We start from the raw sequence: 21,413 nt of genomic DNA, 5'->3' as shown, positions 1-21,413 counted from the left end.
GTCACGGTGAGCGCAGCACCACGTAGCCGTCGCGCTCGAAGACCTTGACGTAGCCCTGGCCCTGCAGTTCGGCGACCTCGGCGATCTGGTCGTTCAGCGAGCCGAAGGGAAACTCCCAGCGCGCCGTGTCCGCGACCACCCACGGCGAGCCGTGGCCCTGGCCCCGCCACAGCAGCACGGTGGTCCTGGAGGTCAGCGCGGGGCCGAGGGAGTTGACGGCCTCGACGGTGACCCCTGACGGGACCTTGCGCACCGCCTCCTCGGCCGCGGCCGCCTTGGCCTCCCGGTAGAAGGCCGGATGATAGAGCTGGTCGAGCGCGAACTTGGGGACCAGGGTGAGCGCGACCACGCAGACCGCCGCCGCCCAGGCCAGCTTGAGCGACTTGTCGCCGTCGCGGCCGAGCCGGCGCAGCAGCCTGGCCAGCCCGTCCACGCCCGCGCAGAAGAGGATGATCACGGTGAACGCGCTGTACTGGAAGTCGGCCTGCCACCACTGGACGCGGTCGGACAACATGCGTTCGAGCACGTGCGGCAGGGCGATCAGCGACAGCGGCGAGAGCAGGCAGAGCAGCAGCGTCGGCCACGCGAGCAGGAGCAGGGTGTCGACCTTGGCCTCCTCGCCGAACGGCAGCAGCAGGGCGGCCAGCGGGTCGCGCATGATCCCCAGCACGCCTCCGAGCAGGTCGTCGCCCAGGTGCCCGTAGGCCCAGTAGTCCTTGGCGTCGCCGCCGAAGACCGAGATCACCAGGCCGCGGACGAGCAGGACGGCGCCGATGCCGAGCATCGCGCAGAACGTGCCCTTCAACCGCTCGCCCATGACGAACAGGCACAGGCCGATCCCGGCGACGACGAGCCCCATGTCCTCCTTGACCAGGAGCAGCGACACCATCGCCAGGAACGCCGGCATCATGCGCCCGGCCTGGTAACGCTCGATCATGATCGCGGTGATGAGGGGGACGAACATGACCTCGTGCGCGTCGAACACGACCGCCTGCGCCACCGGCCACGACAGCGCGTACGCCACCGAGACCAGGTAGGCCGGCGCGACGCCGAGCACGCGCCGGGTGTAGCGCCACAGGAACGGGATCGCGGCGGCGAACAGCACCGCCTGCGCCACGATCAGCGTCCGCGGCCCGTCGTGGATCCAGTAGAACGGCGCGAGCAGCGCGTAGATGGGGGAGAAGTGGTCGGCGAGCTGGAGGTAGTCCATGCCCCGATCGGCGAACATGCCGCGCACCGGGACGTACGGCGCCCGGAAGGCGGCGTAGTTGCGCACCGCCTGGTCCACGATCACCAGGTCGAACGTGCTGGCCCGGTAGGTGCTCAGCTTGACCAGGCCCAGCACGGAGTAGGCCACCGCGGCGAGGAGCGCGATCGCACCCACTCGCAGGCGGTGGCCGGTGAGCCTGATCCTCCGTGCGGCAGTGGCGCCGGTCCCCGCCCGCGCCACTGCTGTTTCGCCCATCACGGGCAGCAACACTAGAACGAATCACCACAAAGTGGTGCAGCCGCCATACCGGCCTGCCCCCCGCAGGGAACGGCGACCGCGGCCCGCGTCAGGAGCAGGCAGCCGTGATCTTGCTGGTGAAGCCGTTCACCTTGCCGCTGAACTCGGTGACGCTGTTGAGGTCTCCACTCTCCATGGAGGCGAAGCCGGCGGCGAGATCGTTCAGCGCCGCGGCGACTTCGCCGTCGTACTTGCCGGCGAGCTCCTTGGTCTTGTCGGCCGCACTCTTCGATGCCGTCTGCACGACCGTGGTGTCCCCGATGTCCTTGGTGACCGTGCTGCTCCACTCGGTGGCGATCTTGCTCGCCTCGGTGGCGGCGGTGTTGCAGTCGACGGCCTGGCCGATGGCACCACAGGCAGTGGTGACGACGGCAAGGGTGAGCGTCGCGGCGGCGATGGCCAGACGACGACGAGGGGGTGTCATTTCCGTGCCCTTCGTAGGTGTAGCGAACGAAGGGAACATTATGGGTCCCTACTTGACCGTCACTTGCACCCCGCTATCACCCTGGGCATCAAGCCGGTGTAAAGCCATGCGGCGGGACCTGCGCGATCGCCTCCGGCAGCGGCCGGGGAAAATCAGGAGCCCCTCTTGACAGTCTCCTGAAAGCCGTCTGACGATGTCGCATATAGAGCAACTCGCTGCGTAATACGCAACAAGGGGTGTCGGTTGACCACCACGTCGAGCTTGATCTCCACGCTTCCCGGCCGCTCTTACACCGACCCCGAGCTGTTCGCCGAAGAGCAGGCGAAGATCTTCGAGACCCTCTGGTTCTGCGCGGTCCGCGCCGGGGACCTGCCGAAGCCGGGCGCGTTCAAGACGGTCCAGGTCGGCAGGGAGAACGTGCTCGTGGTCCGCGGCCGCGACGACCGGCTGCGCGCCTTTCTCAACGTCTGCCGGCACCGCGGCGCCCGCCTCTGCGTGGCGGCCGAAGGCGAGGTGAAGCGGACGATCAGATGCGCCTACCACGCCTGGTCCTACGATCTCGACGGCCGCCTCGCCGCCGCTCCCAACCTGGCCAAGATGCCCGACATCGACCGCGTCGAGTACGGCCTGGTGCCCGTGCACCTGCGGGAATGGCTGGGATACGCGTGGGTGTGCCTGGCCGCCGAGCCGCCCTCGTTCGAGGAGACGGTCACGTACGCGGCCACCGAACGGCTGGGCGACCCCGCCGCCATCGAGCGCTACCACGTCGGCGAGCTCACCCTCGGCCGCCGGATCGTCTACGACGTCAAGGCCAACTGGAAGCTCATCGTCGAGAACTTCATGGAGTGCTACCACTGCGCCACGATCCACCCCGAGCTGACCGCCGTGCTGCCCGAGTTCGCCGGCGGCTTCGCGGCCCAGTACTACGTGGGCCACGGCGCCGAGTTCGCCGAGCGCGCCGAGGGCTTCACCGTCGACGGCAGGCCGGGCTTCGGCAAGCTGCCCGACGTCTCACCGGACCAGGATCGCCGCTACTACGCGATCACCATCAAGCCGCAGGTGTTCGTCAACCTGGTGCCCGACCACGTGATCCTGCACCGCATGATCCCGCTCGCGGCCGACCGGACGGTGGTGGAGTGCGACTGGCTCTATCATCCCGGCGTGATCGCCTCGGGGGCCGACCTGAGCGCGTCGGTCGAGCTGTTCCACCGGGTCAACGAGCAGGACTTCGACGCGTGCGAGCGGACCCAGCCCGGCATGTCGTCACGGGCCTACCGGGAGGGCGGGGTGCTCGTGCCGAGCGAGCACCACATCGCCCTGTTCCATCAGTGGGTGAACCAGCGCTTACGCGGATAGCGCACCGTGAGGCCGCCGTACTTCGCCCGGCCGCTGATCACCACGAGGGTGGCGCCGGTGCGCGACCTGCTCGGCACGCCGGCGGTCGAGACGTGGCCCCATTCGCTGCGGAAGGCGTCGACGTTGACCGCGCCGCCGTCCGGCATGATGATCTTGGCGGAGCCGTACGTCAGGTCCAGCTCGATGTCCACGACCGGATGCGCCAGCAGGGCCTCGGACAGGTCGAGCTCGACGCTGCCGTACTTGGAGCCGACCCGCAACCGCCGGGGGACGGCCCAGTCGCCGGTGCGCTTGATGGCACCGTTCTTCGACTCCAGCTCGACCACCTCGTCGGCGATCGGCTGGTCGGCGGGGAGATCGTTGATCAGGCCCAGCAGGTCGCCATAGGTCTTCGCCGTGAGGGCCGCTTCGACCCGGTCTTCGAGCTCGGGCTGCGTGAGCCGACCCTCGGTGAACGCGCGCTGCAACTGCTGCGTGGTGCGCTCCCGGTCCTCGTCGGAGACCCGCATCTGCAATTCGGACATATCCTGAGCATAGGTTCCTGGCGCTCAGAACGGGAGTCGTCGCCCGGAAGGGGTCCGAAGATCAAGGGGGGCCGGAAGGATCGCGGGACGGGGGCGGCGGATGACCTGCACTCTCTTCACAAGATATTAGGTACCCAGCAGATTGCCGTGAAGTCCTCATCCTTGGGTAGCGTGAATGCGATGTCGGCAGAAACTTTCGTGCACCCGGCGCTCTTCTATCGAGACGCCGGCGAGTACGTCGCTGCCACGACCGCCTTCATCCGCGAGGGCCTGGCGAACGGCGAGCCCGTCGCGGTCGCCGTTCCCGCCGCCAACCTGGCCCTGATCGAGACCGCGCTCGGCCGGGACGCCGCCGCGGTGCGCCTGCTCGACATGGGGCACGCGGGGCGCAATCCGGGGCGGATCATCCCCGGGGTGCTGCGCGAGTTCGCCGACCAGCACCTCGACCGGCACGTGCGCATCATCGGCGAGCCGATCTGGCCCGAGCGCACCCCGACGGAATATTCGGCGGCCGCCCAGCATGAGGCGCTGATCAACCTCTCGTTCACCGGCCGGCACGTGACCATCCTGTGCCCGTACGACGCCGAGCGCCTGACCGCCGAGGTCCTGCGCGAGGCGGAGCTCACCCACCCCGTGTTGCGCGACTGCGTGAACGAGTGGGCCAGCCCCGGCTATGACCCGGACGAGGTGGTCCTCGCGCACAACCGGCCGTTCGACGAGCCGGCCGGGTTCGCGGAGTTGCGGTTCGACGCCGGCAACCTGTCCGCGGTGCGCAACCTGGCCGCGTGGGAGGCCGCCGCGCTGGGCTTCGGCAGCGACAGGCTCGACGACATCCGGCTGACGGTGGCCGAGCTCGGCGCCAACAGCCTCGACCACGGCGGCGGCTCCGGCCTGCTCCGGGTCTGGTCCGAGGGTGACCGGCTGGTGTGCGAGATCAGCGACGCGGGGCACATCACCGACCCGCTCGTGGGCCGCCGGCCGGTCGACCCGCGCGACGCGGGCTCGCGCGGGCTGCTCATCGTCAACCTGCTCAGCGACCTCGTCCGCGTGCACACCAGGGCCGGCGCGACCGCGATCCGCGTCTACTTCGACATTCCGCGATCGGCCGGCCCGCCGGCTACTTGAAGGCTCCTCAGCGCTCGATCTCGCCCATGCTGGGATAGCGGGCCCCGCGCACGGCGTCCGCGGGCACGGCGGCCGCCAGGGCGTCGAGCTGCTCGGACGTCAGCGTGACGTCCGCGGCGGCGGTGTTCTCCTCCAGATAGCGCAGCCGTTTGGTGCCCGGGATCGGCACGATGTCGTCGCCCTGGGCGAGCAGCCAGGCCAGCGCGAGTTGCGCCGCGGTGAGGCCGGACGCGTCGGCGATCGTCCGTACCTCGGCGGCCAGCGCCCGGTTGTGCTCGGCGTTCTCGCCGATGTTGCGCGGCATGTGGCGGCGGAAGTCGTCGGCGGGCAGCTCCTCCGCGCTCGGCAGCACGCCGGTCAGCAGCCCGCGGCTGATCGGCGAGTACGCCACCAGCGCGGTCCCCAGCTCTCTGGCCGCCGGCAGGATCTCGGCCTCCAGACCCCTGGTGAACAGGGAGTATTCGCTCTGCAGCGCCGCGATCGGATGCGTGGCGACCGCCTGCCGCAGCGTCTCCGCGCTCACCTCCGACAGCCCGAGATGGCCCACCTTGCCCTGCTCGACCAGCTCGGACATGGCGCCGACCGACTCCTCGATCGGCACTGCCGGGTCGCGGCGGTGCATGTAGTAGACGTCGATGTGCTCCACGCCGAGGCGGCGCAGCGAGGCGTCGCACGCCGACCTGATGTAGGCCGGGCTGTTCTCGACCCGGCGGCCCGCGCCCTCGCGCTTGATGCCGAACTTGGTGGCCAGCACCACCTCGTCGCGCCGGCCCTTGATGGCCCGGCCGACCAGCTCCTCGTTGGCTCCGTTGCCGTACATGTCGGCGGTGTCCAGGAAGGTCACGCCGAGGTCGAGGGCACGGTTGATGACCGCCGTCGACTCCTTCTCGTCGCCCTGGCCGTAGAACTCGGACATGCCCATGCAGCCGAGGCCGAGCGCGGAGACCTGCGGGCCGCCTTGCCCGAGAGTGCGTGTGTTCATGCTTGCCCCTTCAGTGATGATCTCTTAGTGCGGCCCACCCCCACCCTGAGGGGGGAGACCCTACCCAGGGTCGTGTCCGCGCAGGTCACCCGGTCCTCTCAGGGGCCGCTGCGACCCAGGCATCAGGGGATCCTTCAGGGCCCTTTCCGGTCCATCTCCGATACTCCGCGACGCCGTGTTCCACGAGCTTTGAGACATGAAGGAATTACTCGTCAGCGGATTCACGGCCATCGGCGCCGGCGCCGGCGCCATGCTCACCCTGCACGCGGAGTCCGACCTCGACCCGCTGCACAGCGTCATCAGCGAGTACGCCTTCCAGGCGTCCGGCTGGCTGCTGCCCGCCTCCCTGACGTTGTTCGCCGTGGGCTCCGCTTTGATCGCCGAGGCGCTGCGCCGGGCCAGGATGAGCCGCTGGGTCGTCGTGCTGCTGCTGGCGTGGGGGACGAGCATGTTCCTGATCGGGGCGTTCCCGACCGACCGGCCCGGCGTGCCGCTGTCGATGTCGGGCGGCATCCACCGGTACGCCGCCTTCGCCGCCTTCCTGGTGATGCCCGTCGCCGGACTGCTGCTGGCCAGGGCCCGGATCAGGTACGCCAGGGCGGTGCGCGTCCTCAGCGGGCTGGCACTGGGCGCGCTGCTGCTGGTGGTGATCCCGTACGTGCTGCGGATGCTCGGCATCCCGCTCACCAACGACGACATCCCCGCCGGGCTGACCCAGCGGGCCGTGGTCGTCACCGAGATCGGGGTGCTGGCGCTGGCCGGGCTGTCGATGCTCAAGCCGCGCGCTCAGCGCTCCCAGGGCGGTGCCTCGCCCATCTTGGCGTAGTGACGCGCCAGGTGCTCCTTGACCGGACCGACGTCCTTCTTCGGGATCTTGATCCCGCCACGGGCGCCGTCCATGACCGCCGCAGCGGCGAACACGGCCCGGGGCACCGCCTTCAGCTTCCCGTCCACGACGTCGGCGATCGGCAGCTTGTACGCTCCGAACTCGTCGGCGTCGTCGGCGTCGTACCAGACGAAGGCCCGGCGATACTTCGCGTTCGGCTTGTCCTCGGCGCCGGCCCACTCGCGCACCCGTTTGTCCGCCTCGGCGGCGCCCCACTCCTGGTCGCGCTCCGCCAGAGGCAGGTCATGGAATTCTGTGACGGCCATGAGAAGCGGCTACCCCGGACACAGGCGTGAAACGGACCGCCCGGGAAAGAGGTACAGCCTGACCTTGATAAAGGAGTGGCTGGAATGACGATTTTGATCGCTTATGACGGGTCCGACGACGCCAAGGCCGCGATCACCTACGCGGGAGAGCTCCTGCGGGGCCAGTCCGCGATCGTGCTGACGGTGTGGGAGCGGCTGGCGATGACCTCCGCCCGGGCCTCCGCCGGTCTCATGGTGACCATCGACCAGTCCGGGGCCGAGGACGAGGCGATCGGGCAGGCGATGAGCGAGCTCGCCAAGCACGGCGCCGAGCTGGCCCGTGAGGCGGGGCTGGACGCGGTGCCCCGCTGCGACGTGGACTCGGTGGCCGTGTGGTCGACGATCGTCGACGTGGCCGACGAGATCGACGCCAAGCTGATCGTGACCGGGACGCGCGGGCTGGGCGGGGTGCGCTCGTTGTTGCTGGGGAGCACCTCCGACCGGGTGCTGCATCACGCGGGGCGGCCGGTGCTGGTGGTGCCCGCTCCAGCGAAGAGCACCTGATCGGTGCCTGCCGTCACCGGGCGCGGCCGGAGTAGGATGGCCGGTATGACGACGCGCCTGGTGATGACGGCCCCCTAGGGGGTTTCATCCGGCACGTCTTGCGTGAGGCCCTGCGACCCGGGGCCTCTCGTCGTGTTCGGGCCCCTTCTGGAGGCATCCGATGTACATCACGACGACCATCCCCTACGTCAACGCCCGCCCCCACCTGGGCCACGCCCTGGAGCTGGTGCAGGCGGACGTGCTGGCCCGGCACCACCGGCGCGGGGGCGAGCCGGTGCGGTTCCAGACGGGCACGGACGACAACTCGCTGAAGAACGTGCTGGCCGCCGAGGCCGCGGGCGTGCCCGTACGCGAGCTGGTGGACCGGAACGCGGCCGCCTTCGAAGGGCTGCGCGGCCCGCTCGACCTGTCGTTCGACGCCTTCATCAGGACGAGCCGCCACCCCGGCCACCGCGCCGGCGTCGAGCGCATCTGGGCGGCCACCGCGCACGACCTCTACCAGCGGCACTACGAGGGGCTCTACTGCGTGGGCTGCGAGCAGTTCTGTCCGGCCGGGCCCTGCCCGGACGGGCACGAGGCGCCCCTGCAGCGCGTGTCCGAGCGGAACTGGTTCTTCCGGCTCTCCCGCCACCAGGACGCCCTGCTGGACCTCATCCGGTCGGGGCGGCTCAGGATCGAGCCCGCGGCGCGGCGGAACGAGGTGCTGGCGTTCGTCGAGGCGGGACTCGACGACATCAGCGTCTCCCGCTCGGCCGCCCGCGCCCGCGACTGGGGGATCCCGGTGCCCGGCGATCCCGGCCAGGTGGTGTACGTGTGGTGGGACGCGCTGGCCAACTACGTCACCGCGCTCGACGGCGGCGACTACGAGCGCTGGTGGGTCGCCGAGCGGCACAAGCTCCATCTCGTGGGGAAGGGCGTGATCAGGTTCCACGCCGTGTACTGGCCGGCCATGTTGCTGTCCGCCGGGTTGCCGCTGCCGACGGGGATCTACGTGCACGACTACCTGACGGCGGACGGGCGCAAGATCAGCAAGTCCTCCGGGAACGCCGCCGATCCCATGGCGCTCGTGGACGCGTACGGCGTCGACGCGGTGCGGTGGTGGTTGCTGCGCGAGGTGCCGCGCGTGGGCGACGCCGACTTCACCGAGGCGCGGCTGGTCGCCAGGGCGGACGCGGACCTGGCCAACGGCGTGGGCAACCTGGTCAACCGGGTCGTCACCATGGTCCACCGCTTCCTGGACGGCCGCGTGCCGGCCGCACCGGCGCAGGTGTCCGGCGGGGGTCGGGGTGCGGCGGACGAGGTGTCGGCCGGGGTTCGGGGTGCGGTGGGTGCGGCGCTGGCGGACTTCGACTTCCGGCGGGCGGCGGCGGCCGTGTGGTCGATCGTCGAGGAGGCGAACCAGCACGTCGAAAGGACGCGGCCGTGGCAGCAGGACCGTGCCGGGCAGGAGGCGTCGCTGGGGGCGCTGGTGCACGCGTGCCGGGTGCTGGCCGTGGAGCTGGAGCCCTTCCTGCCGACGGCGGCGGCGCGCGTGGCCGCGGCGGTGCGCGGCGCGGAACGGCTGCCACCCCCCGAGCCACTCTTCCGCCGCCTGGCCGGCTGACGCCGTGCGGCCGGATGACCGTGGTGCGGTCGCTCGGCGGCTGTGCGGCCGGTTGACGGCGGTCGGGTGTGAAGCCTAGGTTGGCGCGCACAGACCAGTCGGTATGGAGGCAGCTCATGCCCGTCGTCAACACCGTACGCGGCCCTGTGGACGTTGACGAGCTCGGTCAGACGCTCATGCACGAGCACGTCTTCGTCGTGTCCACCGAGCACCTGGACAACTACGGCACGGGCGCGTGGTGGGACGAGGAGTTCCGCGTGGCGGACGCGATCACCAAGCTCAACGCGGTGGCCGCGAAGGGTGTGCGGACGATCGTCGATCCGACGGTGTGGGGGCTGGGCCGCTACATCCCGCGCATCCAGCGGATCGCCGAGCAGGTGCCCGGCCTGAACATCGTCGTCGCCACCGGCATCTACGCCTTCGAGGAGCTGCCGCACGCCTACGAGTTCCGCGGTCCCGGCCTGATCATCGACGGGCCGGAGCCGATGGTCGAGGACTTCACCCGCGACCTGACCGAGGGCATAGCGGACACGGGCGTGAAGGCCGCCTTCCTCAAGTGCGTCGTCGAGCAGAAGGGGCTGACGCCCGGCGTCGAGCGCATCTGCCGGGCGGTCGCGCGGACGCACGTGCGCACCGGGGCGCCGATCACCGTGCACACCAACTCGTTCACGCAGAGCGGGCCGCTCGCGCTGGACCTGTTCGCCAAGGAGGGGGTGGACCTGGCGAAGGTGGTCGTCGGGCACGCGGGCGACAGCAACGACCTCGACTACCTCATGCGCCTGGCCGACACCGGTGCGACGCTCGGAATGGACCGATTCGGCCTGGACGCCTACAACTCCACCCCGCAGCGCGTGGCCACCGTAGCGGCCCTCTGCCAGCGCGGATACGCCGACAGGATGGTCCTCAGCCACGACGCGGCGTGCTTCATGGACTATTTCGGCGGTGCCTGGGACGAGACCCGTCCCGCGCTCGCGCCGAACTGGCGCTACGATCACATTCACGATGACGTCTTGGCCGCACTGCTGGACTCGGGTGTGACTGATGACCAGATCGAGCAGATGCTGGTGTTCAACCCGAAGCGCTACTTCTCGTAAAGTGGTCGGATCGGGAAAGCAATGCGGGTAGGTGGAGCTGGTTGACTTCGGAGCAGGTCTTGTCGATAAGCCTCGGACTCCAGGGCCCCTGCGTCATCGCACGGCTGACGGGGGACTTCGACTTCGGATCCGCCGCGGAGGTGCGTGACCGCGTCACCAAGGCCCTCGACCTCACACAGCCACCGCTGCTCGTCATCGACATGCAGGCCGTCAGCGTCTGTGACTCCTCCGGTCTGTCGGTGCTCGTCTACTTGCACAAGGCCGTCACCGCCTCCGGCGGCCGGCTGCTGCTGTCCGGGCTGAACGGCAGGTGCAAGCACCTGTTCGCGATCACCGCGCTCGACAAGTTCTTCGATATCCGCACCACGGCGGAGCTGGCCATCGCAGAACTCAACGAACCCGGGAATTCGCCGCCGTTTACCGGGTAGTTCTCGTGCATGTCGGCTGAAGAGCCCGATCTGCTCGGCACCTACCTGGAGCAGATAGGAAAGACCCCCTTGCTCTCCGCCATGGGCGAAGTGGAGCTCGCCCGGCGGATCGAGGCTGGCCTCTACGCGGGCCATCTGATCGAGCGTGGTGCGGGAACGCCAGAGCTCGAACTCGTTGTCATCGACGGGCAGCGCGCCAAGGACCTGCTGATCCGGTCCAACCTCCGGCTGGTGGTCGCCGCCGCCAGGCGTTACTCCTTCCGGGGGTTGCCGCTGCTCGACATCATCCAGGAGGGGAACCTGGGACTCATCAGGGCGGTGGAGAAGTTCGACTACCGGCGGGGATTCAAGTTCTCCACGTACGGGATGTGGTGGATCCGGCAGGCGATCGAGCGCGGCATCCACGACAAGAGCCGCACCGTACGGCTGCCGGTGCACGTGGCCGAGGAGTTGTCGCGCATGATCAGGGTCGAGCGGCAACTCGCCGCGGAGATCGGCCGTGAGCCCACCGACGCCGAGCTCGGCGTGGCGGCCGAGCGCTCGGCCGCGCAGATGGCCGCGTTACGGCGGCTCGGCCAGGACATGGTGAGCCTGGACGTGCCGGTCGGCGAGTACGGCGAAAGCCGGATCGCCGACATGATCGCCGACGACGACGGGCTGCAGGTGCAGGAGATCACCGAACGCCGCGCCATGAGCGCCGAGCTCCACCAGGTGGTCACCACGCTGCCGCCCCGCGAGGCGTTCGTGATCAGGCTCCGGTTCGGCTTGGCCGGCCAGGAGGCGCAGACGTACACCGAAATAGCGGCACATCTCGGCCTGACCAGGGAGCGCATCCGGCAACTGGAGAAGCAGGCGCTGAAACGACTGAGGCAGGGAGGCCCGATGCTGGCGTGGGCGTCCTAGCCGAAGCCCCATAAAGCGGGCATAAGCGGATAACCGTTTCGTATCAGATGATGCGCGCGAAACATCGGCATGCGCGAATCTTGATAGTAGTCGAACAAGCACAAGCCGCTGCCAGCAGGGGGAAGCGGCTGTTTTTCTGCACTGGGGGCAGAATGATCAAGAATCTTGCCGGCGTGGCCTTAGTGACGGCCGCCGCGACGACGCTCATGGCGGCACCCGCCTCGGCGTCCACATCCTCCGCCACCTCGGTGACGGCCGAGTCCGCCGCCAAGCAGCTCATCCGCAGCAAGGTCTACTTCGGCAAGTGTGAGGACACGTGCCGGATCAGGGTCCGGATCACGAACATCTCCCGCAAGAACCTCTACAACGTGAAGCTCAACGCCACGCTGAAGGTGGACGGCCGCAAGGCCGGGACGTGTTACGACTACGTCGGGTCCATCCGGGCCCGCAGGGTCGCCTGGGCCACCTGCACGGTGCGCACCAGGACCCTGGACACTCTCTGGAACCAGGCCCTCGACGGCGAGCGGGACTTCAGGCGCTACGCCAGCACCTACGTGTCCTACCGGTATTACCGCTGAGCGACCGCCAGGGGCCGACCGGCCCCCGGCCACGGCCCTGGCTCACGCGGTGACGAGGAGTGCCACTCCGATCAGCACCACGACCGGAACCAGCCACATCACGACCTCGGCCGCGAACTCCTTGTACATCGCGTACGTCTCCTTCGTAGAACGCCCGGGTGGGGGCGGCGCACAACGTCATTGCGCAGCATAGCCGTCCCCACCGGCTGCTTGATCCGTCAGGTCGTGATCGCGCCGTCCGAGGCCGACCCCACCGCCGCCACGTACTTGGTGAGCACGCCCCGCTCCACCGCCCGCTCCGGCCGCCGCCAGGCGGCCCGGCGCCCGGCCAGCTCCGCCTCGGGCACCACCAGGTCGAGCGTGCCGGCCGCGCTGTCGATGATCACGGTGTCGCCGTCCCGCACCAGCGCGATCGGCCCCCCGTGGTACGCCTCGGGCGCCACGTGCCCGATCACCCGGCCGTGCGAGACCCCGCTGAAGCGCCCGTCGGTGACCAGGGCCACCGAGGAGCCGAGGCCGCGTCCGACGAGCGGGCCCGTGATCGAGAGCATCTCGCGCATGCCGGGCCCGCCCGCCGGGCCCTCGTAGCGGACGACGATCACGTCACCGGGCACGATCAGCCCCGCCTCGATGGCGGTCGTGCACGTGTCCTCCGAGTCGAACACTTTGGCCGGCCCCTCGTGCCGGAAGTCCTCCTTGCCGCCCAGCTTGAGCACGCAGCCGTCGGGCGCGAGCGAGCCTCGCAGGATGGCCAGCGCGCCGTGTGCCTTGAACGGCTCCGCCACGCTCCCGACCACCCGCTGCCCCGGCGTCTCCTTGGCGTCGGCGGCGACGCCGGCGAGCGTGCGGCCGTCCACCAGCGTGACGTTCTCGCGCAGCAGGCCGCCCTCCAGCAGGCGGCGCACGACCAGCGAGGTGCCGCCGGCCCGCCACAGGTCCAGGGCCGTGCTGTCGCCGCCGCTCGGCTTGAGCCCGGTGATGATCGGCACCTGGCGGCAGACCTCGCCGATCTCGTCGATGGCCAGCGGCAGCCCCGCCTCACGGGCGATGGCCAGCAGGTGCAGGACGGCGTTCGTGGAGCCGCCCATGGCCGCGACCGAGACGATCGCGTTGTGCAGGGCGTCCTCGGTGAGCACCCGCGAGGGGCGGGCGTCGCGGGCCAGCGCCTCCATGGCGATCTCCCCGACGCGCCGCGCGGCGGCGTTCTTCTCCGCGGCCACCGCCGGGATGTCGCCGATCCCGAACGGGGCCAGGCCGAGGAAGTCGGCGACGCTGCCCATGGTGTTGGCGGTGTACTGGGCGGCGCAGGTGCCGGCGCCCGGACAGGCGTGCTTGGCCAGGTCGTCCAGCTCGGACTGGTCGAGACGGCCGACGGCCCGCTCGCCGAGTGCCTCCCACATGTCCTGGATGGTGACGTCGCGGCCGCGCCAGCGGCCGGGCATCATGCTGCCGCTGTAGAGGACGACCGACGGCACGTCGAGCCGGGCCAGCGCCATGATCGCGGCCGGTACGGTCTTGTCGCAGCCGACGATGGCCACCAGCGCGTCGAAGCCGTGCGCGAGCCCCATGAGCTCGATCGAGTCGGCGATGACCTCGCGGCTGACCAGGGAGGCGCGCATGCCGGGCGTGTGCATGGTGAGGTTGTCGGAGACCGCGATGGTGTTGAACTCCATCGGCAGGCCGCCCGCCGCCCGCACCCCCTCGGCCACGTGGCCGGCCAGCTCGCGGTGGGTGAGGTTGCACGGCATGGTGCCCGTCCAGGTGGTGGCGATGCCGACCACCGGCCGGCGCATCTCCTCCTCCGACATGCCCATGGCGTAGAGGTGGGAGCGGGCCGGTGCGCGATCGGGATCGTCGGCGATGCTCAAGAGGGTCCTCCGGGGTGCGGGTGATGGCCCCTCCATGATGCTGCGCCGGGTCCGGCCGGTGACCCCCGGCCCCTCACTGCTCGCGCATGCCCCACGGTGTGCCGTACTCGACCAGCAGGTCCAGGTACGGCCGGGGCTCGAACGCCTCGGGCCCCAGCACGCCCGCGCCCCGCCAGACCCCGCCCGCGAGCAGCTCCAGCGCGACCACCGGGTTGACGGCGGTCTGCCAGACGACGGCCTGGGAGCCGTACTCGCGCATCGACCACTGGTTGTCCACCACGTGATACAGGTACACCTCGCGCGGCCGGCCGTCCTTGACGCCCTTCACCCAGGTGCCGGCGCAGGTCTTGCCGTGCATGCGGTCGCCGAGCTCCGCCGGGTCCGGCAGCACGGCGGCGACCAGGTCGCGCGGGGACACCCTCGCCGTGCCGCGATCGGTCATGACCGAAACCGGCTCGGTGCTGTCCACGCCGAGCGCGTGCAGGGTCTTGAGGGTGCCGATGAAGTCCTCGCCGAGGCCGTACTTGAAGGTCACCCGGCGGGCGTCCACCCAGCGGGGGACCAGCAGGACCTCCTCGTGCTCGACGTTCACGCACTCGACGGGGCCGATGCCCTCGGGGAAGTCGAAGATCTCCGGCTCGCTGAAGGGCTCGGTGGTGTACCAGCCGCGGTCCTTCTCGTAGATGACCGGCGGGTTGAGGCACTCCTCGATGGTGGTCCAGATGGAGAACGACGGGGCGAAGTCGTAGCCGTCGACCGTGAGGTTCGCGCCGTCCCTGATGCCGATCTCGTCGATCTCGTCGAAGAGCTCGTCGGCGGCGTACCTGGCGAAGACGTCGGCGAGACCGGGCTCCACGCCCATGCCGACCAGCGCCAGCCGGCCCGCCGCGGTCCACTCCTTGGCGCGGGCGAACTGGTCGTCGCCGAGCTTGACGCCGACCTCCTCGTACGGGCGGTCGGGATGCGGCTTCGACATCGACATGGCCATGTCGAGATAGTCGGCCCCGGCCGCGAGCGCCGCCTCGAACAGCGGCAACACGAAACGCGGGTCGGTGGCGTTGAGCAGGACGTCGCAGCGGTGCTCGGCCAGCAGGGCGGTGACGGCGGCCGAGTCGGCGGCGTCGACCTTGACGGGGGTGAACCGGCCGGCCCGCTCGCCCAGCGCGGCGACGGCGGCCTTGGCGCGGGGGAAGTCGTGGTCGGCGACCACCATGTGGTCGAAGAAGGGACGGCGGGCGGCGATCCGGGTGATGGCCGTACCCACACCACCAGACCCGACAAGAAGGATGCGCATGACGATAAATCCCCTTTTTCATGCTTTGGAGGGGTGTGTCATCAATCCAACGTCAGTAGGCTGATCAACGTCAATGGCGTTGGCATAAGGAGGACCTCCGTGGCCAAGCGGGTGGTGCCGGAGACGGCACGCAGGCGGCGGCGTCCCACCAAGCAGGGGCAGGTGCTGACGCACGCGCTCATCGTCGAGACGGCCCTGCGCATGCTGCGCGAGCACGGGGCCGACGGTCTCAGCGCCCGCCGCCTCGGCCTCGCGCTGGGCGCCGACGCCAGCACGGTCTACCGGTACTTCCGTGGCATGGACGACCTGATCCTGGCCATCGCGGACGAGCTGTTCAGCCACGCGATGGCCGACTGGCGGCCCACCGGCGACTGGCGGGCCGACCTGCGCGACCTCGGCCTGCGCGTCCACCACGCCTATCAGGCCCACCCGCAGGCCGCCGTGCTGACGGCCAGCCGGGTCACGGGCCGGCCGAACGAGGTGACCGGCGACGAGACGATCATCGGCATCCTGCGCGGGGCCGGGTTCGCGGACGCCGACGCGGTGCGGATCTATCACGCGTTCATCGACCAGAGCCTGGCCTTCGCCATCCTCGACGCCGCCACGCTGGCCCTGCCCAAGGCCGCTCGGGAGGCCGATGAGGAGGTGTGGCGCGACACCTACGCCCGCCTGCCCGCCGCCACCCATCCCCACATCGCCGCCACCGCGCCCCTGCTCGTCGCCCGGATGAACGACAGCGCCTACCCGACGGCACTCGACATGCTCCTGTCGAGCGCGTCCGCCCAGCTCAGGGGGTAGAGACCGGGCATGCCCGAGGGACACCTGGTTCACCGCCACGCGGCGGAGCAGCACGCGGCGCTGGCCGGGCACGTGCTGCGAGCATCTGGGCCGCAGGGGCGCTTCGACGCGCGGCCGTACGACGGGCGGGCGCTCGTGGCGGTGGAGGCCCTGGGCAAGCACCTGCTCTACCACTTCGAGGACGCGCCGGCGATCCACGTGCATCTGGGCATGCGCGGGATCTTCCTGCGGTACGACGACCCCGCGTCGGCGCCGCGTCCCGGCACCCGGCTGCGGCTGGCCGCGGACGACGTGGCCTTCGACCTCATCGCCCCTTCGCGGTGCGAGCCGTTCGACGCGGAGGCGGTCGGTGCGCTGCGTGCCTCGCTGGGCCCCGACCCGCTCAGACCCGACGCCGCCCGATCGGAGGCGGTCGCGCGGCTGACGGCGTTCGGCGGACCCGTGGGCGCCGCCGTGCTCGACCAGAAGGTGTGGGCGGGGATCGGGAACGCGTGGCGGGCGGAGCTGCTCTTCCTCGCCGGCCTCCATCCGGGCGCCCGCCGTCTCGACGCGGACACCGCCGGCCGCCTGTGGGACGCCGCGGTCGCGTACCTCGCCCTGGGGCGGGACGCCGGGCAGGTGATCAGCGACCCGGACGCCCCCGACGAGCGCTGGGTCTACCGGAGAGAGCACTGCCGCCGGTGCGGTACACCCGTCCTGACCTGGCAACTTGCCTCCAGGACCGCATATTCTTGTCCGATGGACCAGCCGGAGCGACCATGAGCGGCCTCTTGGACATCCGGCGCGTCTACGTCGAGCCGGCGGCGGCCGGGTTGCCGCGCGGCCGCGAGATCCTCGCCCGTTTCCCCGACGCCGAACGCATCGAGATCGACAGCCACCATCGCATCCCCGAGCTCTACGGGGATGAGGCCAACGTGGCCCGCTGGGTCCGGATCAAGACCGAGGCCCTGGTGCTCGGGGTCAAGAAGTCGCTCACGGCCCGCCCCAACGGCCGCTCCGCCGACTTCATCGCCCCGTCCACGGCCAACGGCTGCGCCATGGCCTGCGCCTACTGCTACGTGCCGCGCCGCAAGGGCTACAGCAACCCGATCACGGTCTTCGCCAACATCGACAAGATCATCGCGTACGTCTCCCGCCACGCCGCCCGGCAGGGCCCCAAAACGCAGCCGAACCAGGTGGACCCGCACGCCTGGGTCTACGACATCGGCGAGAACTCCGACTGCTCCCTGGACGCGACGATCTCCGGCAACGTACGCGACCTGGTGGAGCTCTTCCGCTTCCTGCCGAACGCCAAGGCCAGCTTCGCCACCAAGCACGTCAACCGGGACCTGCTCGACTGGGATCCGCAGGGGCGCACCCGGATCCGGTTCAGCCTGATGCCTTTTGCCGACTCCAAGCTGCTCGACATCCGCACCTCGCCGATCGCCGATCGGATCGCCGCGATCAACGACTTCGTCGCCGCCGGCTACGAGGTCCACGTCAACCTCAGCCCCGTGGTGGTACGCGAGGGCTGGCTGGAGGACTGGGCTGAGCTGCTCACCCAGCTCGACGACGCCCTCAGCGCGGAGGCGCGCCGCCAGCTCGCCGCCGAGGTCATCTTCCTCACCCACAACGACCGGCTGCACACCGTCAATCTGGGGTGGCATCCGAAGGCGGAGGAAGTGTTGTGGCGGCCGGAGCTGCAGCAGGCCAAGCGCTCGGAGACCGGCGGATGGAACGTTCGCTATCGGACCGGGCACAAAGGGCACTATGTGGCCGCTCTCACGGAGCTGATCGCCACCCGGCTTCCCTGCTGCCGGATCCGGTACGCGTTCTGACTTCGCCCGCCTGTCCGCCCATCAATTATCGATCGAAATTCAGTTCGAAAAAGTCTTTCCCGTGTGATCTCTGGCGTTTACGATCTTCCTGCTGCTCCAGGCGGGCCGTCACCGAGGCGGCCCCACAGGGGAATGGGGATGATCGACATGAGACGCAAACTGCTCGCGTGCGGGCTCGCGTTAGGCCTGTTGACCGCCATCGCTCCGGCCGCGCCCGCCCTCGCGGCGGACGTGGTGTCGGCCCCACTGGTCTCCGGCGTGCCGCAGGCGCAGCAGGCCGTGGCGTACTGGCTGGCCGACGGGGGCGCCAACCTGCGGAACGCCGCTCCTTTCGTCCCGCCGTACGACGTCAGCGGGGAACGCACCTCCGGCACCATCGTGCCGCCCGGCAAGCCCATCCACTACCCCCCGCTGGTCCCGCCGACAGAGGGCGACCCGCCCCGGACCACTGGCAAGGTGTTCTTCGTCGGCGGTGACCACCAGCCGCACTGGTGCACGGGCGTCGCCCTGCAGGGCCAGTACCGCAACCTCGTCGCCACGGCAGCGCACTGCGTGTACGACATGGTGAGCCCGCCCGCCACGACCTACCACTGGGTCTTCATCCCCGGCCCCGCCACCGACGGCACGCACCCGTACGGCATTTACGCCGGCAAGCAGGTGATCACCCACTACGACTTCACGCAATATCGCGATCCCGACCGCGACGTCGCCTTCGTCAGCGTCTACAGCGGCGTCGTCCCGTCCGGCGATGGCACACTCACCACCAACGGCCGACTGGGGGACATCGTCGGCGGGCAGGGTCTGGCCTTCAACCAGAGGATCGACGAGACGACGGCCCCCGCGGTCGACGTCTTCGGCTACCCCGCCGGCCCCCACCCCGACGGGACCCGGCCCTACACCGGCCAGAGCCTCGAACGCTCCAGCGGGCAGGAGTCCGCGACGAACCTGTCCAGCCCGTCCGCCGACCTGCTGGTCGGCGTCGAGTCCCCGTTCACCGGTGAGGGCTCGCTCGGCTCGCCCTGGCTGCAGGACTACGTGGACGAGCGCGGCCTCGGCTACCTCAACGGCATCACGGCCGGGGTCTCCGACACCGACGGCGACGGCCGCTACGACACGGGGATCTCCCCCTACTTCGACACCTCGCTGGCCGGCATCTACCACGCCGCGGCCTCCCTCTGGACCGGCCGCATCACCTGACGTGCTCTCTTCAGCACCCGGCTCCTCGCGTGGAGGCCGGCCGCACGATGGGTGAGACGGGCTGAGCAGCTCTTCCGCAGGATCAAGGATCCGCTGACCCGGCAGGCACCGGCGTGGGGCCCTGAAGTGGGGTTCCACGCCGGTAACGTGCGGAGCGCCGCGCCGTCTCATGAGACAGCCGGATCGTGACGGGCACCCGCTCTTCTGCTCCTCCTCCTACTGCTGTTCCTGCTGCTGCCGAGCGATGCGCTTGCCGAGTCCGGCCAGGGAGTCGTCGGCCATGAGGAGGGGCAGGCCGGGCGCGTCCTCGTCGACCTGCCGCAGCACCGCCGGGTGATCACCTGAGAACCGGCTCCACGCCCGGAGCACCTCGGGCATCGCCGCGATGGCCTCATCCGACAGGATCGCCTCCCGGGGCAACCACGAGGTCAGGAACTGTGAGACCCGCGCCGGGCTCCACCACAACGCCCGATCCCCGACGAACTCCGACAGCTTCTCGAACGCCTCCCGCGCCCCCGGCAGCTCCGGCAGCCCATCGAACTCCGCCGTCGTGCCGTCGGACGCGCCGCGTACCAGACCGGGCACGGCGTGGGCACGCGCGACCGCGAACGGGCGCACGGCCGCCAGCGTCTCGGCCACCATCGAGCCCATGATCCGGTCACCCAGCTCCAAGGCGTCCAGCACGCGTCCCGCGACCACCCCCGGCTCCGCCGCCCGCAGCCCCAGGTCGTCGAGGAACTTCACCTCCTCGACCAGCGCGTCGACCGCCAGCCCGCCGTTGGGCTGGTCGATGCCGACGACGAGGAGATGCGGCTCCTTGCCGTTCTCGTAGCGGAAGGACAGGACGGCCAGGGTCTGCTCGCCGTAGGGGTCGGCCTTGCCGTACCAGGCGCCCTCGGACGTCACCCGGCCCATCCGGCTCGCCCACTCAGGCAGCGTCACCGCCACCCCGCTCCCGGCCGCCGTGTACGGCCCGGCGCCGGCCCCACCCGGCTCGTCGACCGCTGCCCGTTCGCCTGGCTCGTTGGCCGCTGCCGGTCCGCCTGGCTCGTTGACCGCTGCCCGTTCGTTCGGTTCGTTGGCCGCTGCCGGCCCGCCGGGTTCGTTGACCGCTGCCCGTTCGCCTGGTTCGCCGACCGCTGCCAGGGCGGCGAGCGTGAGGCGTGCCTCCGTCCCGCCGTCCGCCGCCAGCCGCCGCAGAAGGGGCTCGACCTCATCGGGCTCCAGAGCTCCCGCGAGCCGGGCCGCCCATAGCTCCGTCCGCAACGGGGAACGCCATCTGAGCAGGTCTCGGGCCTGGGTGATCGCCGTGTCGAACGTTGTCGTACTCACATCTGCACCGTATCGCCACCACGGACGCGAGATCCGCGAGACAGGAGCCGGCCACCACCCGGCATTTGAGAGGCAGGATCCGGCCACCCACCCGGATGTTCCCCGAAGCGGGTGACTCCGCCGCAGAACCGGCAGCTCACAGCGGTAGGTCTCGGCACGGTGACGCGGTATGTGGTTAATTGCTCGTATGACGAGCATGGGGAGCGGCCCTGATGTTCCATCGGACAGGGGCGTGGTTCGTGTCCCCTCCGGCGTCGAGAGGGACTTCGCCGTGCCCTTTCCGGTGGTGGCGCTGATCGCCTCCGCCGGTGGAATCGACGCGCTGTCACGCGTGCTGGCTCCCCTCCCCGCCGAGCTGGGCGCCACCATCTTGGCCGCCCTGCACCAGGACCCGCTCCGCCCCTCCCATCTGGCCGCCATCCTCCAGAAACGGACCGACCTCGCGGTCACGGTCGCCGAGAACAACAGCGAGATGCGGCCGGGCACGGTCATGGTGGTCCCGCCAGGACAGCACCTGCTGGTGACCGCGCAAGCCAAGATCGGCCTGATCGAGGCCGGGGACCTGCCACCGGCCCGCCCTTCGGCGGACCTGCTCCTGGCCACCCTGGCGGTCACCTGCGGCCCCCGTGCGCTGGCGGTCATCCTCACCGGCATGGGCCACGACGGCCAGGCAGGCGTACGCGCCATCGCGCACTGCGGCGGCACCGTCATCGCCCAGGACCAGGCCTCCTCCAAGTTCTTCGCCATGCCGTCGGCCGCCATCGACACCCACCATGTCAAGGAGGTCGTCGCCCTCGACGACATCGCCTCCGCGATCATCGAGCACATCGCAGCCGGCTGAGAGCAGGTTCGGTCTCGTGTCCTTCGCGTTTCCCGGCCGGTCGCATC

General features: G+C 70.2%; 22 protein-coding genes. 14 read left to right on the top strand and 8 right to left on the bottom strand.

From position 1 onward, the window contains the following. Position 1 precedes the first annotated feature (1 nt). Both ACWD0F_RS21505 and ACWD0F_RS21500 read right to left on the bottom strand, forming a co-directional pair. Positions 2-1,465: a DUF2079 domain-containing protein gene (locus ACWD0F_RS21505; RefSeq protein ID WP_449878020.1), complete on the bottom strand. Its 1,464-nt coding sequence runs from the start codon at positions 1,463-1,465 to the stop codon at positions 2-4. Between the two features lie 91 nt (positions 1,466-1,556). After that, positions 1,557-1,931, bottom strand: coding sequence for a hypothetical protein (locus ACWD0F_RS21500; protein ID WP_449878018.1), 375 nt, complete (start codon positions 1,929-1,931; stop codon positions 1,557-1,559). A gap of 243 nt (positions 1,932-2,174) precedes the next feature. Here ACWD0F_RS21500 and ACWD0F_RS21495 point away from each other — a divergent pair, with 243 nt between their 5' ends. Further along, positions 2,175-3,287: an aromatic ring-hydroxylating oxygenase subunit alpha gene (locus ACWD0F_RS21495; protein ID WP_449878016.1), complete on the top strand. Its 1,113-nt coding sequence runs from the start codon at positions 2,175-2,177 to the stop codon at positions 3,285-3,287. Here ACWD0F_RS21495 and ACWD0F_RS21490 read toward each other — a convergent pair. Further along, positions 3,257-3,811 (bottom strand): DUF1707 SHOCT-like domain-containing protein, encoded by a 555-nt coding sequence (locus ACWD0F_RS21490; RefSeq protein ID WP_449878014.1) that lies wholly within the window; start codon positions 3,809-3,811, stop codon positions 3,257-3,259. The genes ACWD0F_RS21495 and ACWD0F_RS21490 overlap by 31 nt on opposite strands. Positions 3,812-3,991: 180 nt before the next feature. Between ACWD0F_RS21490 and ACWD0F_RS21485 the strand changes: the two genes are divergently transcribed. Beyond that, on the top strand, positions 3,992-4,936 hold the full coding sequence (locus ACWD0F_RS21485) for an anti-sigma factor RsbA family regulatory protein (RefSeq protein WP_449878013.1): 945 nt from the start codon (positions 3,992-3,994) through the stop codon (positions 4,934-4,936). A 7-nt stretch (positions 4,937-4,943) separates the two neighbouring features. Here the strand turns inward: ACWD0F_RS21485 and ACWD0F_RS21480 are convergent, their stop codons facing one another. Further along, positions 4,944-5,918 (bottom strand): aldo/keto reductase, encoded by a 975-nt coding sequence (locus tag ACWD0F_RS21480; protein WP_449878012.1) that lies wholly within the window; start codon positions 5,916-5,918, stop codon positions 4,944-4,946. A 196-nt stretch (positions 5,919-6,114) separates the two neighbouring features. Between ACWD0F_RS21480 and ACWD0F_RS21475 the strand changes: the two genes are divergently transcribed. Beyond that, the gene (locus ACWD0F_RS21475; RefSeq protein WP_449878010.1) at positions 6,115-6,744 is read left to right on the top strand and encodes a DUF998 domain-containing protein; all 630 of its coding nucleotides are present in this window, start codon (positions 6,115-6,117) and stop codon (positions 6,742-6,744) included. Here ACWD0F_RS21475 and ACWD0F_RS21470 read toward each other — a convergent pair. Next, positions 6,705-7,070: a hypothetical protein gene (locus ACWD0F_RS21470; RefSeq protein WP_449878008.1), complete on the bottom strand. Its 366-nt coding sequence runs from the start codon at positions 7,068-7,070 to the stop codon at positions 6,705-6,707. The genes ACWD0F_RS21475 and ACWD0F_RS21470 overlap by 40 nt on opposite strands. Before the next feature lie 84 nt (positions 7,071-7,154). Between ACWD0F_RS21470 and ACWD0F_RS21465 the strand changes: the two genes are divergently transcribed. From ACWD0F_RS21465 to ACWD0F_RS21440, 6 genes are all read left to right on the top strand, one after another. Continuing rightward, positions 7,155-7,613, top strand: a complete 459-nt coding sequence (locus ACWD0F_RS21465; RefSeq protein ID WP_449878006.1) for a universal stress protein — start codon at positions 7,155-7,157, stop codon at positions 7,611-7,613. Between the two features lie 160 nt (positions 7,614-7,773). Next, positions 7,774-9,216 (top strand): methionine--tRNA ligase, encoded by a 1,443-nt coding sequence (gene metG / locus ACWD0F_RS21460; RefSeq protein WP_449878004.1) that lies wholly within the window; start codon positions 7,774-7,776, stop codon positions 9,214-9,216. A 116-nt stretch (positions 9,217-9,332) separates the two neighbouring features. Further along, positions 9,333-10,310, top strand: coding sequence for a phosphotriesterase family protein (locus ACWD0F_RS21455; protein WP_449878002.1), 978 nt, complete (start codon positions 9,333-9,335; stop codon positions 10,308-10,310). 59 nt (positions 10,311-10,369) lie between these two features. After that, complete coding sequence (locus tag ACWD0F_RS21450) at positions 10,370-10,738, top strand: STAS domain-containing protein (RefSeq protein WP_449878000.1); 369 nt, start codon at positions 10,370-10,372, stop codon at positions 10,736-10,738. 9 nt (positions 10,739-10,747) lie between these two features. Next, positions 10,748-11,641 carry a sigma-70 family RNA polymerase sigma factor gene (locus tag ACWD0F_RS21445; RefSeq protein ID WP_449877998.1) on the top strand — a complete coding sequence of 298 codons (894 nt, stop codon included), beginning with the start codon at positions 10,748-10,750 and terminating at the stop codon, positions 11,639-11,641. A gap of 173 nt (positions 11,642-11,814) precedes the next feature. After that, entirely contained in the window at positions 11,815-12,219 is a 405-nt protein-coding gene (locus ACWD0F_RS21440) for a hypothetical protein (protein WP_449877996.1), read from the top strand. Positions 12,220-12,437: 218 nt separating this feature from the next. Here the strand turns inward: ACWD0F_RS21440 and ilvD are convergent, their stop codons facing one another. Then, complete coding sequence (gene ilvD, locus ACWD0F_RS21435; protein ID WP_449877994.1) at positions 12,438-14,087, bottom strand: dihydroxy-acid dehydratase; 1,650 nt, start codon at positions 14,085-14,087, stop codon at positions 12,438-12,440. Positions 14,088-14,160: 73 nt separating this feature from the next. Next, a complete protein-coding gene (locus tag ACWD0F_RS21430; protein WP_449877992.1) occupies positions 14,161-15,381 on the bottom strand; it encodes a saccharopine dehydrogenase family protein in 1,221 nt (406 codons plus the stop codon). A gap of 99 nt (positions 15,382-15,480) precedes the next feature. On the opposite strand from ACWD0F_RS21430, the gene ACWD0F_RS21425 reads away from it, so the two are divergent. The 4 genes from ACWD0F_RS21425 (at position 15,481) to ACWD0F_RS21410 (ending at position 19,193) form a co-directional block, all read left to right on the top strand. Then, positions 15,481-16,179 (top strand): TetR/AcrR family transcriptional regulator, encoded by a 699-nt coding sequence (locus ACWD0F_RS21425; protein WP_449877990.1) that lies wholly within the window; start codon positions 15,481-15,483, stop codon positions 16,177-16,179. A 9-nt stretch (positions 16,180-16,188) separates the two neighbouring features. Further along, positions 16,189-16,941 carry a DNA-formamidopyrimidine glycosylase family protein gene (locus ACWD0F_RS21420; RefSeq protein ID WP_449877988.1) on the top strand — a complete coding sequence of 251 codons (753 nt, stop codon included), beginning with the start codon at positions 16,189-16,191 and terminating at the stop codon, positions 16,939-16,941. Beyond that, complete coding sequence (locus ACWD0F_RS21415) at positions 16,938-17,996, top strand: spore photoproduct lyase family protein (protein ID WP_449877986.1); 1,059 nt, start codon at positions 16,938-16,940, stop codon at positions 17,994-17,996. The genes ACWD0F_RS21420 and ACWD0F_RS21415 overlap by 4 nt, the downstream gene beginning before the upstream one ends. 147 nt (positions 17,997-18,143) lie before the next feature. After that, the gene (locus ACWD0F_RS21410; RefSeq protein ID WP_449877984.1) at positions 18,144-19,193 is read left to right on the top strand and encodes a trypsin-like serine peptidase; all 1,050 of its coding nucleotides are present in this window, start codon (positions 18,144-18,146) and stop codon (positions 19,191-19,193) included. Between the two features lie 216 nt (positions 19,194-19,409). Here the strand turns inward: ACWD0F_RS21410 and ACWD0F_RS21405 are convergent, their stop codons facing one another. Beyond that, positions 19,410-20,525 carry a hypothetical protein gene (locus ACWD0F_RS21405; RefSeq protein ID WP_449877983.1) on the bottom strand — a complete coding sequence of 372 codons (1,116 nt, stop codon included), beginning with the start codon at positions 20,523-20,525 and terminating at the stop codon, positions 19,410-19,412. A gap of 232 nt (positions 20,526-20,757) precedes the next feature. Here ACWD0F_RS21405 and ACWD0F_RS21400 point away from each other — a divergent pair, with 232 nt between their 5' ends. Then, positions 20,758-21,366, top strand: coding sequence for a chemotaxis protein CheB (locus ACWD0F_RS21400; protein ID WP_449877981.1), 609 nt, complete (start codon positions 20,758-20,760; stop codon positions 21,364-21,366). Positions 21,367-21,413 lie beyond the last annotated feature (47 nt).

The organism is Nonomuraea sp. NPDC002799, from assembly GCF_053592075.1.
Note: the sequence above shows the minus strand (reverse complement) of the source record. Positions and strands in the feature narration are given on the sequence as shown.